This is a genomic window from Klebsiella sp. WP8-S18-ESBL-06, from assembly GCF_014169755.1.
Classification (GTDB): domain Bacteria; phylum Pseudomonadota; class Gammaproteobacteria; order Enterobacterales; family Enterobacteriaceae; genus Kluyvera; species Kluyvera ascorbata_B.
The window spans coordinates 3,077,172-3,090,654 of sequence record NZ_AP022256.1 but is presented as its reverse complement, the minus strand read 5'-3'; the positions used below and the strand labels follow the sequence as shown (position 1 = coordinate 3,090,654).

Sequence of the window (13,483 nt, the reverse complement as noted above, 5' to 3'; positions counted from 1 at the left end):
CGCTATCGTTATGTTTATGTAAAAATTATGTTGCATCTTTTGTTGATTTGGATGTAATAATAAATAAAGCGGTAGTTTCCGTTTCACTATGGAGATCGCGAATGGTAGCGTCCTTGACCGGACTCAACAAACCAACAGCCCGTACCATCCAGCGCGGAGGCCCTCTCTCCGGCAGCGATTTCGTCACCTCAATTTTTCATCCAATGTGCATTCATCTCGTTGTTCCCGACGTATTGTGCGGTGCGCGTAGCCGTGCGTTTTCGTCATTTCGACAGGCAGTTGCTATGGCTTACAAGGAAGCCAAACCTCAGACGTTCGTGCGCATAATCGCGCTGTATTTAGCGCGTGTGATGTAAACCAACAACTCAAGGTGCTATCCATGGGAAGACAGAAAGCAGTGATCAAAGCTCATCGCGAAGCAAAACGTGTGCTGAGGCGGGATTCACGCAGCCACAAACAACGTGAAGACGAATCGGTCACCTCGCTTGTGCAAATGGGTGGAGTGGAAGCGATTGGCATGGCGCGGGACAGCCGCGACCATTCACCCATCGTGGCCCGCAATGACGCTCAGGCACGTTACCTGAATGCTATCGAGAGTAAGCAACTGATTTTCGCCACCGGCGAGGCAGGCTGCGGCAAGACCTGGATTAGCGCGGCCAAAGCGGCCGAGGCGCTGATACATAAGGATGTGAATAAAATCATCGTCACGCGCCCGGTCTTGCAGGCCGATGAAGATCTCGGCTTCCTGCCCGGCGACATCTCAGAGAAATTCGCGCCGTATTTCCGCCCCGTTTACGACGTGCTGGTAAAACGGCTGGGGGCTTCCTTTATGCAATATTGCCTGCGCCCGGAAATTGGTAAGGTAGAGATTGCGCCATTCGCCTATATGCGCGGACGTACATTTGAAAATGCGGTGGTGATTCTTGATGAGGCTCAGAACGTTACCGCAGCGCAAATGAAGATGTTTTTAACCCGCCTCGGGGAGAACGTCACGGTTATCGTCAACGGGGATATCACCCAATGTGACCTGCCGCGCGGCGTTCAGTCCGGTCTTAGTGACGCGCTGGATCGTTTTGAAGAAGATGAAATGATAGGCATTGTCCGCTTTACCAAAGATGACTGCGTGCGTTCGGCGCTGTGCCAGCGCACGCTGAAAGCCTACTATTAATCGCAGTTACGTCTGCAAAGCCCGGGAAACCGGGCTTTGTTGTTTTTGGTTGTTGCAAATCCAACAGTGGCAGCAGCAGCGTGTTGCATTTCACACTCCTTATCGCGCGATAACGGCAATAACGTACTGAAAAATATAAATAATAATGTATGGCACAAAGTTTGCTATCAATGCATATAACCTAAAAAGTTAAAGACGCAATAATTCATTCCATTTAATGATATGTATAAATATCAACCGGATGTTGCGTCTGAACGTGCTGATAACATTCAAGTGAGACCATGCTATGCCCGTAAATCACGCTGTTCCCGACTATACGCAACATGCGCCGAACGCCCATCGTATCGCCAGTGATGAAGAGGCGCTGAGCATCGCCCACGAGATCGCTGCTTTTTTACAGGCCGGCGCCTCCGAGCGAGACCTGAGCGGCGTAGTGCCGTCCGACGTCGTCAATACCTACTCCAACAGCGGGCTATGGGGGATAACCGTACCGCGCCGTTTTGGCGGGGCCGAAGTTTCCGCGGCGACGCTGGCGTCGGTGATTGCCATTATCTCGGCGGCAGATCCGGCGCTGGGGCAAATCCCGCAAAACCACTACTGCCTGCTGGAAGATATTCGTCTGCAGGGCAGCGAAGAACAGCAGCGCTACTTCTTCGATCTCGTGCTGCAGGGCTATCGATTTGCCAATGCGCTGTCGGAAACCGGCGGTAAAACGGTACAGGATATTCAGACCCGGCTGACCCAGACTGACGATGGCCTGCGCATTGACGGACGCAAAGGCTACTGCACGGGTTCACTGTATGCTCACTGGCTTGGCGTACTGGCGTTGGATGAGGATGGGCTGGCACAGCTGGCCTTCGTGCCGCGCAACACGCTGGGCGTGACGGTTGTCAACGACTGGGCCTGCCTGGGCCAGCGCACCACCTCCAGCGGTACGGTGCTGGTGGAGAACCTGCGGGTTGAGCCGTTCAATATCATTCCCTGCTGGAAATCTTACGCGACGCCCACTCTCGCCGGGCCGTTTGCCCAGCTCACGACGGCGGCTATTGATGCGGGGATCGCCCGCGCCGCGTTGAACGATACCGTCAGTTTTGTGAATCAGTTCGCTCGCCCGTGGATCGACGCAGGGGTGGAGCGGGCCGGAGACGATCCGCTGACGGTGTATCAGATTGGCGCGCTGGATAGCCGACTCGCCGCCGCTGAGGCGCTGCTTGAACAGGCGGGTAGAGTGCTCGACCGCTATAAACACACGCTGACCGAAGAGACCGTGGCGCTAGCGTCTATAGCGGTTGCTCGCGCCAAAATATTTACCACCGAAGCCGCGCTGGAGGCCTCGACGCGGCTGTTTGAGCTGGGCGGTACTCGCTCAACCCATCCGCGCTACAACTTCGATCGCCACTGGCGCAACGGGCGGGTTCACACGCTGCACGATCCGGTGCGCTGGAAGTATCACCTGCTGGGTAACTGGGTGTTGAACGGCAAAGCGCCCGCGCGCCACGACTGGAACTGAGGAGGCTCGATGCTCGCTTTTCTGGCCGAAATTGATTGGGGTGACGTGGCGCAGGCGGGGGCAGATACCCTGACGATGCTGGCCTGGGCACTGGGCTTTACCGTACTGATCGGCCTGCCGCTGGGCGTGGTGCTCTACCTCACCGGGCAGCCGCGGCTGTTGCATGCCCCGATGCTGTATCGCGTGCTCTCGCTACTGGTTAACGTACTGCGATCGCTGCCGTTCATCATTTTGCTGATCGTCATGATCCCGTTGACCACGCTGATTACCGGCACCTCGCTGGGCGTGGAAGGTACCATTCCGCCGCTGGTCGCGGGCTGTGCGCCGTTCTTTGCACGATTGGTAGAGACGTCGTTGCGCGAAGTGGACCACGGGCTGGTGGAAGCCAGCTGGGCGATGGGCGGCAGCACCTGGCAGCTAATCTGGTACACGCTGCTGCCGGAGGCGCGATCGGGGCTGATTGCCGCCGTTACCGTCACGGCGATTGTGCTGGTGGATTACACCTCAATGGCCGGCGTTATCGGCGGCGGCGGGCTGGGAGATTTAGCCATACGCTTTGGCTACCAACGTTTTCAGACCGACGTGATGGCGGTGACGGTGGTGCTGCTGATTGCGCTGGTACAGGTTTTACAAATGAGCGGCGACCGCCTGGTGCGCCGTATGAGTCGTCAATAAATCGCTTAACAGGTATCAACAATGAAAAAAACCGTGATTGCCGGGCTGCTGGCGCTGTTCTCTTATTCGGCGATGGCCAATGAAACCCTGTTGGTAGGCGCCACGCCCGTTCCGCATGCTGAAATACTGGCGTTTGTGAAACCGGTGCTGGCGAAGGAAGGGGTAGATCTGAAAATCAAAGTCTTCAACGATTTTATTCAGCCTAATCAGCAGCTGGCGGAGAAAAATCTCGATGCCAACTACTATCAGTATCGCCCGTTCCTCGATGATTATAACAAAAACCGTCATACCAACCTGGTGCCGGTGGTGGGTGTCCACATCGAGCCGTTTGGCGCCTACTCGACGAAATATAAAAATCTGCACGACCTGCCGGACGGCGCAACGATCGCGATTCCTAACGATCCGGTCAATACCGGGCGCTCGCTGGTGCTGCTCAGCGAAGCGGGGCTGATTACGTTGAAAAACCCACAGGACCCGCAGTCGACGGAGAAAGATATCACCGCCAATCCACACCATTTCAAAATTCGCCCGCTGGAAGGGGCGATGCTGGCGCGGGCGCTGAATCAGGTGGATCTGGCGTTTGTCTTTGCTAACTATGCGCTGGAAGCGGGAATTGATACGGATAAAGCGTTGATCGTTGAAAAAGGCAAAAGCCTGTACGTCGAATATCTTGTGGCGCGCCCCGACAACATTAACGATCCCGGCATTCAAAAGCTGGCGAAAGCGCTTAATTCCGACGCGGTGCGCCAGTTTATTTTGACCCGTTATCAGGGAAAGATTGCCCCCGGTTTTTAGGAGACAGCGTATGACACAGCACCAGAATACGCCGCACATCCGCCTGCGCGGCATCAGTAAAGCCTACCCGAACGGCGTTCAGGCGCTGGAAGACATCAGTCTCGATATTCACGCGGGTGAAATATTCGGCATTATCGGGCGCAGCGGTGCGGGGAAATCGACGCTGCTGCGGCTGTTTAACCGCCTGGAGCGCGCCGATCGCGGCGAAATAGGTATTCACGACGTCCCCATTGATGGCGGCGGCAGCGGGCCGCTGCGCGATTTACGCCGCCGGGTGGCGATGATTTTCCAGCACTTCAATCTGCATTCCACCAGGACGGTGGCGGAGAATATTGAACTGCCGCTGCGAATGGCCGGTATTCCGGCCATCGAACGCCGCCGCCGCGTTGAGGAGATGCTTCGGTTGGTGGGGCTGGAGTCACTCCGCGCGAGCTATCCCTCGCAATTGTCCGGTGGGCAAAAACAGCGAACCGGGATTGCCAGGGCGCTGGTCACGCAGCCAGAAATTTTGCTTTGCGATGAGGCGACTTCGGCGCTCGATCCGGAAAATACGCTAGCCGTGCTGAGCCTGCTCAAAGAGATTAATCAGCGTCTGGGGCTGACCATTATTCTGATTACCCACGAGATGGACGTGATTCGTACGCTGTGCGATCGGGTGGCGGTGCTGGAGAAAGGACGGATTATTGAGCACGGTGAAGTCTGGCAGGTGTTTGGCGACCCGCAGCATGAGGTGACGCGCGGAATGCTCGGGACGCTGCATCACGGGCGCGAGGAGAATCGTGAAATCATGGTCGAAGGACAGCAGCTGATCACGCTACATTTTAATGGTGTGAACGGGCGGGAACCTGATTTGCAGCAGATTGCGAAGGCGCTCGGTGGTCACCCGCAGCTGGTGTACAGCAGCTGTGAACCGATTCAGGGGCGGATCGTTGGGCAACTGCGGGTGCGTGTCGATACGCCGCTGACGGCGGAGTCTTTGCAGCGGGTGACTCAGGTCGCGGATAAGGTGGCGGTCAGGTAGACCGAGCGGCCCCCGGCGGCGCTGCGCTTGGCCGGGCTACGTGATTGTGCCGGGTCCGGGGTTCTCACCCCGCCAGGCTGTGCAACAGGCGAAAAAAAAGCCCGTACTTGCGTACGAGCTCTTCTTCGAATATGGCGGTGAGGCGGGGATTGACTCGCTTCGCTCGCCCTGCGGGCAGCCCGTTCGCGGTCTGCCCAACTGGCTGCGCCGCTACTCGGCCCATCCCTGGGCCTCGCCCCTCCGGGGCCAGCGCATGCGCTGTTCAAAATTGCTCCCGGCAATTTTGTGTCGAACCCGGGTCCGGGGTTCTCACCCCGCCTGGCTGTGCAACAGGCGAAAAAAAAGCCCGTACTTGCGTACGAGCTCTTCTTTAAATATGGCGGTGAGGCGGGGATTCGAACCCCGGATACGTTGCCGTATACACACTTTCCAGGCGTGCTCCTTCAGCCACTCGGACACCTCACCATATTGTTTTGCTGCTCACCTTAGGTGGTCAACGGGGCGCTACTATAGGGAGTTGACCTAAAACGGTCAAGCATAATTTCGGCTTTCTTTATCGTTCGGTTAAGCATTGAGCATTCCCCCACCGTAAACGGCGGGGGAGGGGACTGACGCTGTGGATCGAGCCGCTCAATGCGTAATCACGCACTGCGCCTTTGTGTCGCGGGAGCGCCATGTTTTTAACTTCTGTCGTTTTACATTTGACCAAAACGGCCAGCGTTAAAATCGCGAACGGCTTCGGCAATTTCGGTTTGACTGTTCATCACGAAGGGGCCATAGCCCACAATCGGTTCATTAATTGGTTCTCCGGCCAGCACCAGAACCCTGGCATCGCTGCTGGCGTGCAAATGCACCTGCTCGTCCTGATGACTCATGACAACCAGCTGCGCTTCCTGGACGGCACTTTCACCGTTGACCGTTACGCTACCCTCCAGCACCACCAGTGCGGTGCTCCAGCCGTCGGGCTGCTCAAACATGACCTCTTTGTCCTGATTAATCTGGATATCCCAGACGTTAAGCGGCGAGAAGGTGTGGGCCGGGCCCCTGGTGTCGCGGTAGCGCCCGGCGATCGCGCGTAGCGTTCCGCTGTCATCCGGCAGCGCCACGACAGGAATCGATGCGGCTTCTATGCTCTGATATCCCGGCGCGGTCATCTTGTCTTTTGCCGGCAGATTGACCCACAGCTGGATCATTTTCAGCTCGCCGCCACGCTGGGCAAACGCTGCCGAGTGAAATTCCTGATGCAGAATGCCCGAGCCGGCGGTCATCCACTGCACGTCGCCGGGTCCAATAACGCCGCCTTTACCGGTAGAGTCACGATGCTCGACTTCTCCCGCGTAGACGAGAGTGACCGTCTCAAAACCGCGGTGCGGATGCTCACCCACGCCGCGTTTAGCACCGTCAGCGGGGAAGTGTTGCGGCCCGGCGTAATCAAGCAGTAAAAACGGGCTCAGGCTTTCGCCGTGCGACTGATAAGAAAATAACGAACGAACCGGAAAACCGTCGCCCACCCAGTGCGGACGTGGTGCGGTATAAACACCCGTAATTTTTTTCATGGTTTTCTCCTCAGGAGCGAGTCTGGATGTCAATAAGCTTATATTCGAGGGTAAATATCCGGTAGATAGCAAAAGTGACCTACACTGTTGCAAAAATAGAACGATGGAGTGGGTATGCAGGATCTCAATGATTTCGCGTGGTTTGTGCATGTGGTCGATCACGGTGGCTTTGCGGCGGCAGGCAGAGCGCTGGATATTCCCAAGTCAAAACTCAGCCGACGCATTGCCCAGTTGGAAGCGCAGCTCGGCGTGCGGCTGATTCACCGTACCACACGCCAGTTTACGGTCACCGACGTGGGGCAAACCTTTTATCAGCACTGCAAGGCGATGATGATTGAAGCGGAGGCGGCACAGGAGGCGATTGCGGTGTTACAGGCGGAGCCGCGTGGCAGCGTCAGGTTGACATGCCCGGTGACGTTACTGCATGTCCACATCGGCCCGATGCTGGCGCGCTTTATGCGGCGATACCCGGGCGTTCAGCTTCATCTGGAAGCAACCAATCGACGGGTTGACCTGATAGCAGAAGGCGTTGACGTCGCCATCCGCGTGCGGCCAAGGCCATTTGACGACAGTGACTTAGTGATGCGCGTGCTGGCCGATCGCGGGCATTGCCTCGTCGCCAGCCCGTCCCTGGTTGCGGAGCACGGCCTGCCGCGCTCGCCGGACGATCTGAGCCGCTGGCCAGGCTTAAGCATGGCGATGGGCAAACAGGTTCACTCATGGTCGCTTAGCGGACCGAACGGCGCGAAGGTGGACGTACATTTCACCCCGCGGCTGATCGCTAGCGATATGCTGGCGCTGCGTGAAGCCGCCGTCGCGGGAGTGGGCGTGGTACAGCTACCGCTCCTGATGGTGCGGGAACAGCTGGCGAAAGGCGCGCTGGTGCGCGTGCTGGAGGACTGGGAGCCGAAGCGGGAAGTCATTCACGCGGTATACCCCTCGCGTCGCGGTCAACTGCCCGCAGTGCGAGCGCTGGTGGATTTTCTCCGCGAGGAGTATGCGCAGATGATTGAAGAGTGACGTTTCCGGGCAGGTAATCAGGCGAGGTGGAAAGCCAGAGAATAGCCCTGTTCATGCCAGTGCTGTAGCAATTCCTGCTGTCGGCGGGTGGGGGTAACCCCCGTCCAGACGAACAGCTGCTGGCCGGGAAACAGTTCAGGGCGCGGTGATTCCAGCGGCTCGGCGAGCACTGCAATATGCCAGCCCCGTTGAGAAAGCCGCCAGGCCTCAAGCCACAAACGCGTACGATCGTCGGTGTCCCAGCCCATCAGCAGCGCATCTTTGCCGGCTTTGCGGCGTGATTCGGACAGGCAGGAGGTGACAAACTCAATCAGCACGCCGTCGAGCAGGCTGCACATGATGCGGGCAGTGTTTTGGTCGAGGCTGAGACGTTGACGAACGGGAACAAAAACATGGTCGATCAGTGCATCACAGGGATGTTCACGACCTAATGCGCTGATTTTGGCGCGCAGCCGCGCCGGGCGAGCGGAGCGGAGTGCTGCCATCATCTCTTCCTGCAAGGCACTCCAGTCATCGTGCGTCGTGGTCTGACTTTCTTCAAGCAGCGCTTTGACTTTACCCACGGGCACGCCGCTTTTGATCCAGCGCTTTATCTCTTCGATACGCTGAATATCTTCTTCATCAAACTGTCGGTGGCCGCCTTCGCTACGCTGGGGCTTTAATAAGCCGTGGCGTCGCTGCCATGCGCGCAAGGTGACGGGATTGATACCGCATCGTTCGGCAACATCGCCTATGCTGTAAAAGCTCATACAATCCCTCATGCTATAACCAAACGTCCTGTATAAAAATAACGAATTCACCGCCATCTGTACAATTTATAATTTATTGTACAGTGCCGTTTGTACAGGTGTCATCGTGGATGATTACCTGCCGAGAAGAAGTAAGCGTAGAGGTGATTAAGATGGTAATTTATTGATTTTTAATGACAAAAAAGAATGGTGCGCGCCTTCGGCCGGAACCTCAGGCGAAATAATTAATTACAGTTCGGTTTTTTTCTCTGGCCAGGTGATGGCCGGGATCCCATAGTGGCACGGCGCCGCAAATAAATGCCCCTGGAATTCGGTAATCCCAGCAGATTCAAGCCACATCCACTCTTCCGCCTTTTCGACGCCTACCGCAGACACGGCAATTTCAAGTGACGAACAACATTTGATGATGGCCTGAATAATGGCCTGACGTGGGCCACTTTTGTGAACATCCTGAATAAGGTCGCGGTTGATTTTAATTCTGTCGGGCTGGAACTGCGCCAGCAGCTGCAAGCCCGCGAATCCCGCGCCAAAATGATCGATAGCGACGCTTATCCCAGAACCCTTCAGCGTACGCACGGCCTGAGTGAAAGCATCAAATTGCGAAATGGCTTCACTTTCAGTGAATTCGACGATGATTTGCTCGGGAATGAGGCCATTGTCGGCAATCGCCTGCAGCAAAATGTTGACCGCATCCGGCACGTTAACCAGCGTCATCGGCAGCAGGTTAATCGACAGCGTCAGATCGCCAATACCGAGCGCAACGGCAAGCGCGAAGGCCGTTTTCTTACTGTGCAGGTCAGCCAGATAAAGGTCGTCGCCGTTGAGTGAGTCAAAGAAAACCGCGGGAGAACCGCCGGAGGGCGCACGGACCAGCGCTTCAAGCGAGACAACCTCCTGAGCAAGCGGGTCAATAATGGGCTGAAATGCAAAGCCGCATTGCGCTTCGCAGCGGATGACGGAAGCGTCGAGGATGTGGTCGCGTTCAGTGGTGATAAACGCCCAGCTATCGGCGGGCGGGATCTCGAAATAATTTTCCTTTTCTACCGACTCGACAAACGTGCGAAAGAATTGCAACGCACGATCGTTATAGGTGAGCTGGTAGCGGGAAGTGCCTTTATTAAGAATGAGTTGCAGTACTTCTGTCCTGTCGTGTTCACGGAGATCGAAAAGCTCCATACCGACTTTGCCAAAGCGACGTGAAGGACCGTAATCGCAAAGTAGCTCGACGATGTTGTAGTGGCGGCGATCCTGGCAAATTGCGCGGTAGATGGGTTTTACCGTTTCTTCCGGACCCTCGAGGAGCTGAAAGAAATGCGTACCGTTGAACAGTAGGATGCCCGTGACGTCGGCATGACCATTTTTAAGATTCGCAGCGGCGACCATACTTTCGAGCGCTTTCACCGGCACGTCATCACAGAGATGGCTGCGGTAGATGATGGTAGTAAGCATGATTTTCCGGCGTAGGAGAGAAGGACCTTAACCCTAACAGATAGCAGCGTAATTAACACATTAAATTAACAAAAGTTTTACCACTCATGATTATCACGCTTACGTTATGCCAGAAGGAGAGGGGGGTAGCGTTTTTTCTCTTTCAAAATTAGTACAATGACAATGGTTAAAAAATGAAAATTAGCACAGTAAGTAATTGAAAGTATTGCATTAGCATTTTTAGCTAAATTTTAAAACATATGTTTGTACAGATATTGTGTACAATTTTTATGACTTTGAGTGACGAAGCGTTTACTTTTTTACTGATTCGTACAGGAGCATCTCATGCAGCAGAATGGTTACATTTTTGATACGGCTGGTGCCATCGCACAGTATTTCAATAAGGCCAGCCTGCCTACACAGCAGGAGACACTAGGAGAGATTGTGGTCGAAATTTTGCACGATGGGCGAAACCTTAATCGTAAATCATTGTGCACGAAATTACTGAGTCGCCTTGAACAGGCGTCCTGCGCTGAGGAAAAAGGTCATTACAATGCGTTAATCGGTTTACTTTTCGAACGCTGAGCGCAGGTCACGCCAGAGGCGAGCAGCAGCATGCTGCGACTTCGTTTCTGGCTCAAGGGGTATAAGAGAGCGGTAATGTACAAAAATGACATTGAGAAACTCACGGATGAACTTATCGGGCAGGCAGTGCTGTTATTGCTTAAACGCAACGTTCCAGTGAACTCAATGGCGCTGCTCACTCAGCTTCGTGCGATGCAGGCGACTGAAACTGAACGGTCCCGACGTGATGTTTTCCCGTCGCTGATTGCCCGCATTGAAGCGGCGACGGGTAAGCAAACCAAATTAACGCAGGGCGAGCATAGGGAAAATGCCCGATGGAGATCGCGCGACGGCTCGAGACAACGAAAAAGGAAAGTTCACTAAAACCTTTACTTATCAACAGTGGTGAAAAGAATGAACACAGCAATGATTCAACAACCCGATATTTACAGCGCTTTATCCGATCATTCTCTGTCCGATTATTTTCGTCATGCTGGCGATGTGCTTGCTGAGGAAGCGGCTGTATTAGGTTCAGCCATCCGACATATTCTGATGAACGGTGAGCATATTAATAATAAGAATATTATTTTATCACTTGTACAACGGCTGGAGGTCACCGCTGACGTGGTACAGGCAGATGTTATAAGAAAGACGCTGGAGATTGTGGTTGGTCATACCATGGATGATATTTGATCGCGATGTCAGCGGGTTAATTCATCCGTACTCTAACCCAATACGCTATGGCGGTCGGTAGACGCTGACCAGCCTGGTAATTGCCGTTTGATTTTCAGTGGAAAATGAACAATGTGCTGCGACGACTATGTACGGACGGGGCATGCCGACCTTTGGCTTTCCGACAACTATCTCCGCTGTGGCCTGGAGAATATTCTGACAAAGGTGTCCTTTGGCGATAACGCAATCCGCTATGTATTTTTAACTGAACATGAATATGCCGAAGTTATTAATCATAATTATAACCTGAGAAAAAGCAGGATAATTCTGCTGACCGATGGTTCGCGTTTTGAATTTCTCGATGACCTGTCGGTGTATCAGTTTCCGATGAAATCAAGCGTTGAAGAACTGCATGAATTTATTCTGTCGGTTGTGAATCAAAAAGGGCGACGGGCTGCCCGTAAAAACAGGGTGTTGCTGACGCCACGGGAACGACGGCTGATTGATTTAATTAAGCAGGGTAAACGCATGGCGGATATGGGCGATCACCTGGATCTGCATATCAAAACGATCTATCAGACGCGCCGGGCGCTGATAAAAAAGATGGGATGCAGCGGCGCGGTGGATCTGCTGAAAAAACTGCGCAGCGAAGTCTTTAACAACTGGCTGATGGAGAGCCATTAGTCATTCAGGGACGGACTTCTCACCCCACCATGCCATGCAACAGGCGAAAAAAAGCCCGTACTTGCGTACGAGCTCTTCTTTAAATATGGCGGTGAGGCGGGGATTGACTCGCTTCGCTCGCCCTGCGGGCAGCCCGTTCACTGTGTTCACGGTCTGTCCAACTGGCTGCGCCGCTACTCGGCCCATCCCTGGGCCTCGCCCCTCCGGGGCCAGCGCATGCGCTGTTCAAAATTGCTCCCGGCAATTTTGTGTCGAACCCGGGTCCGGGGTTCTCACCCCGCCTGGCTGTGCAACAGGCGAAAAAAAAGCCCGTACTTGCGTACGAGCTCTTCTTTAAATATGGCGGTGAGGCGGGGATTCGAACCCCGGATACGTTGCCGTATACACACTTTCCAGGCGTGCTCCTTCAGCCACTCGGACACCTCACCATATTGTCTTCCCAGCGTCGCTGGGACGAGCGCTAATGTAGGGAAAAGGCTCTCCAGCGTCAATAAACTTTTTCGAAAAATCGCGCGTTTAGACAAACTTCAATCAAATTGCTTCTTAAACATTCATAAATCGTCTTTTTTGCGATCGCCGCCGCATTTCCCGGGACAGCCTGGCGAAATTTGTTATTCTGTAAAATCACAAAAATAATCAAAAACCGCGTCCGATCGCACAAATACGGGCGCCCTGAGCTGGAGTCACTATGGAGATCATCTTTTATCACCCGACGTTTGATACCCCTTATTGGATTGCCGAACTGAGCAAAAAGCTGCCCGGTGCCAATATTCGTGCCTGGGTGCGCGGGGACAATGCGCCGGCTGACTATGCGCTGGTGTGGCATCCGCCGGTTGAGATGTTACAGGGCAGAACGCTGAAGGCGGTTTTTGCGCTGGGGGCGGGCGTTGACTCGATTCTCAGCAAGCTAAAGGCACATCCGGAGATGTTGCCATTGTCGATCCCCCTGTTCCGCCTTGAAGATACCGGCATGGGTATTCAGATGCAGGAATATGCGGTCAGCCAGGTGTTGCACTGGTTCCGTCGTTTTGATGATTATCAGGCGCAGCAGCGAGAATCTCTCTGGCAGCCGCTGGAGGACTATACCCACGATGCATTCACCGTTGGCATTATGGGCGCGGGGGTTCTTGGCTCAAAGGTCGCGGAAAGCCTGCTGGCGTGGGGTTTCCCGGTACGGGTCTGGAGCCGCAGCCGCAAAGCGTGGCCGCAGGTCACCAGTTTTGCCGGCGAAGGCGAACTGAGTGCGTTCCTCAGCGGTACCCGCGTCCTGATCAACCTGCTGCCGAATACCGCGGAAACCGCTGGCATTATTAAGGCACCGCTGCTTGCGCAGCTTCAGGACAATAGCTACGTGCTTAATCTGGCGCGCGGCGTTCACGTGGTTGAAGACGATCTGTTGGCGGCGCTGGACAGCGGTAAACTCAAAGCGGCGATGCTTGACGTGTTCAGCCGTGAACCGTTGCCGGCTGAAAGTCCGCTGTGGCGTCATCCGCGCGTCACCATGACGCCGCACGTGGCGGCCGTCACCCGTCCGCAGGAAGCCATCGCCTATATTGCCCGCACCATCACGCAGCTGGAGCGCGGTGAAACGCCAGGCGGGCAGGTCGACCGAGTTCGCGGCTATTGAGCCAGGCGTTATAA

Annotated in this window: 14 protein-coding genes and 2 tRNA genes; 11 read left to right on the top strand and 5 right to left on the bottom strand. The window is 54.9% G+C overall.

All coding sequences use genetic code 11. The features are described 5' to 3' along the window. The first annotated feature begins 379 nt into the window (after window positions 1–379). The 5 genes from phoH to H7R76_RS14835 all read left to right on the top strand — a co-directional run bounded on the left by phoH (window position 380) and on the right by H7R76_RS14835 (window position 5,169). Complete coding sequence (gene phoH, locus H7R76_RS14855) at window positions 380–1,168, top strand: phosphate starvation-inducible protein PhoH (protein WP_181357984.1); 789 nt, start codon at window positions 380–382, stop codon at window positions 1,166–1,168. 286 nt (window positions 1,169–1,454) lie between these two features. Then, window positions 1,455–2,678, top strand: a complete 1,224-nt coding sequence (locus tag H7R76_RS14850) for an SfnB family sulfur acquisition oxidoreductase (RefSeq protein ID WP_182965644.1) — start codon at window positions 1,455–1,457, stop codon at window positions 2,676–2,678. A gap of 9 nt (window positions 2,679–2,687) precedes the next feature. Then, on the top strand, window positions 2,688–3,353 hold the full coding sequence (locus tag H7R76_RS14845; RefSeq protein WP_182965642.1) for a methionine ABC transporter permease: 666 nt from the start codon (window positions 2,688–2,690) through the stop codon (window positions 3,351–3,353). A gap of 21 nt (window positions 3,354–3,374) precedes the next feature. Further along, window positions 3,375–4,148 (top strand): MetQ/NlpA family ABC transporter substrate-binding protein, encoded by a 774-nt coding sequence (locus H7R76_RS14840; RefSeq protein WP_106926220.1) that lies wholly within the window; start codon window positions 3,375–3,377, stop codon window positions 4,146–4,148. Window positions 4,149–4,158: 10 nt separating this feature from the next. Then, window positions 4,159–5,169, top strand: coding sequence for a methionine ABC transporter ATP-binding protein (locus tag H7R76_RS14835; RefSeq protein ID WP_106926222.1), 1,011 nt, complete (start codon window positions 4,159–4,161; stop codon window positions 5,167–5,169). Window positions 5,170–5,546: 377 nt separating this feature from the next. On the opposite strand, the gene H7R76_RS14830 is transcribed toward H7R76_RS14835, so the two are convergent. After that, a tRNA-Ser gene (locus H7R76_RS14830) sits at window positions 5,547–5,634 on the bottom strand. A 230-nt stretch (window positions 5,635–5,864) separates the two neighbouring features. After that, the gene (locus tag H7R76_RS14825) at window positions 5,865–6,725 is read right to left on the bottom strand and encodes a pirin family protein (RefSeq protein WP_182965640.1); all 861 of its coding nucleotides are present in this window, start codon (window positions 6,723–6,725) and stop codon (window positions 5,865–5,867) included. Window positions 6,726–6,839: 114 nt separating this feature from the next. Here H7R76_RS14825 and H7R76_RS14820 point away from each other — a divergent pair, with 114 nt between their 5' ends. Then, entirely contained in the window at window positions 6,840–7,745 is a 906-nt protein-coding gene (locus H7R76_RS14820) for a LysR family transcriptional regulator (RefSeq protein ID WP_182929115.1), read from the top strand. A gap of 17 nt (window positions 7,746–7,762) precedes the next feature. On the opposite strand, the gene H7R76_RS14815 is transcribed toward H7R76_RS14820, so the two are convergent. Together H7R76_RS14815 and H7R76_RS14810 are read right to left on the bottom strand one after the other, a co-directional pair. Continuing rightward, window positions 7,763–8,494: a MerR family transcriptional regulator gene (locus H7R76_RS14815; protein ID WP_182965638.1), complete on the bottom strand. Its 732-nt coding sequence runs from the start codon at window positions 8,492–8,494 to the stop codon at window positions 7,763–7,765. A gap of 228 nt (window positions 8,495–8,722) precedes the next feature. Continuing rightward, a complete protein-coding gene (locus tag H7R76_RS14810) occupies window positions 8,723–9,943 on the bottom strand; it encodes a diguanylate phosphodiesterase (RefSeq protein WP_106926230.1) in 1,221 nt (406 codons plus the stop codon). A gap of 324 nt (window positions 9,944–10,267) precedes the next feature. On the opposite strand from H7R76_RS14810, the gene ycgZ reads away from it, so the two are divergent. From ycgZ to H7R76_RS14790, 4 genes are all read left to right on the top strand, one after another. Beyond that, a complete protein-coding gene (ycgZ, locus tag H7R76_RS14805) occupies window positions 10,268–10,507 on the top strand; it encodes a regulatory protein YcgZ (protein ID WP_106926232.1) in 240 nt (79 codons plus the stop codon). A gap of 75 nt (window positions 10,508–10,582) precedes the next feature. Beyond that, window positions 10,583–10,870, top strand: a complete 288-nt coding sequence (locus H7R76_RS14800) for a hypothetical protein (protein WP_182928293.1) — start codon at window positions 10,583–10,585, stop codon at window positions 10,868–10,870. A gap of 42 nt (window positions 10,871–10,912) precedes the next feature. Further along, complete coding sequence (locus H7R76_RS14795; protein WP_106926236.1) at window positions 10,913–11,179, top strand: biofilm development regulator YmgB/AriR family protein; 267 nt, start codon at window positions 10,913–10,915, stop codon at window positions 11,177–11,179. Window positions 11,180–11,290: 111 nt separating this feature from the next. Next, window positions 11,291–11,842: a helix-turn-helix transcriptional regulator gene (locus H7R76_RS14790; protein WP_106926238.1), complete on the top strand. Its 552-nt coding sequence runs from the start codon at window positions 11,291–11,293 to the stop codon at window positions 11,840–11,842. Window positions 11,843–12,182: 340 nt separating this feature from the next. Here the strand turns inward: H7R76_RS14790 and H7R76_RS14785 are convergent. Beyond that, window positions 12,183–12,270 (bottom strand) — tRNA-Ser (locus H7R76_RS14785). Window positions 12,271–12,530: 260 nt separating this feature from the next. Here H7R76_RS14785 and ghrA point away from each other — a divergent pair. Beyond that, window positions 12,531–13,469 (top strand): glyoxylate/hydroxypyruvate reductase GhrA, encoded by a 939-nt coding sequence (gene ghrA / locus H7R76_RS14780; RefSeq protein WP_182965636.1) that lies wholly within the window; start codon window positions 12,531–12,533, stop codon window positions 13,467–13,469. Window positions 13,470–13,483: the final 14 nt, after the last annotated feature.